General features: G+C 69.0%; 1 pseudogene. It reads right to left on the bottom strand.

Features of this window, described 5'->3' with window-relative positions:
• A pseudogene (locus tag VO99_RS27500) lies at window positions 1-729 on the bottom strand (transposase); the annotation flags it as partial.
• Between the last annotated feature and the right edge of the window lies 1 nt (window position 730).

The following is a 730-nucleotide window of genomic DNA, read 5'->3' as shown; positions in this document are numbered from 1 at the left end:
TCCTCGGGCACGCCGAACTCGCGCTTGTAGCGCCCACCCTTGGGCTTGCCGTCCGGGCCACGCGGGCGCCGGTCGTCGTCGTCGCTGCGTGCACGTTCGAGGTCGGCCTCGCGTTGGCGTTGCTCCAGCCGCTCCCGGGCCTCCCGGATGGCCGCCAGCCGCGCCTCGCGCCGCTCGATCTCGGCGGGCAAGTCCAGTTCCGGCTCGTTGACCTCGGCCTCGTCTGTGGCCTTGGCGCGCGCCAACAGCGCGTCGATCTGCGCCTGGAGTTCGGCTTCGGCCTGCTTCATGCGCTCGTAGCTCATCGCCTTGTGGCGGCTGGCGTTGGCCTTGAGCTTGGTGCCGTCGATGGCCACCGTGCCCAGCTTGACCAGGCCCATCTCCCGGGCCAGCTTGACCACCTGCACGAACAGATCCGACAACTCCTTCAGGTGAAACGCCCGGAAGTCGCAGATCGTGCGGTGGCGCGGGAAGTTACCCGCCGCCAGCATCCGAAACGCCAGGTCCTCGTGCAGCCGGCGCTCGATCTTGCGCGAGCTGAAAACGCCCGTGGCGTAGGTAGGCCAGCACCTTGACCATCGTCGCCGGGTGAAACGGCTGGTTGCGCGAGCCGCCACCTTCGTAGCGCGCGGAGAACGCCTTGAGCTCCAGCGCGTCGACCGTGTCGTTGATGAAGTGAGCCAGGTGGCCCGCCGGCAGCCAGTCTTGCGGCGCCGCCGGCAGCAGCATC

The sequence above is a fragment of the Aquincola tertiaricarbonis genome (assembly GCF_000969605.1).
Lineage (GTDB): Bacteria > Pseudomonadota > Gammaproteobacteria > Burkholderiales > Burkholderiaceae_C > Aquincola > Aquincola tertiaricarbonis.
Note: the sequence above shows the minus strand (reverse complement) of the source record. Positions and strands in the feature narration are given on the sequence as shown.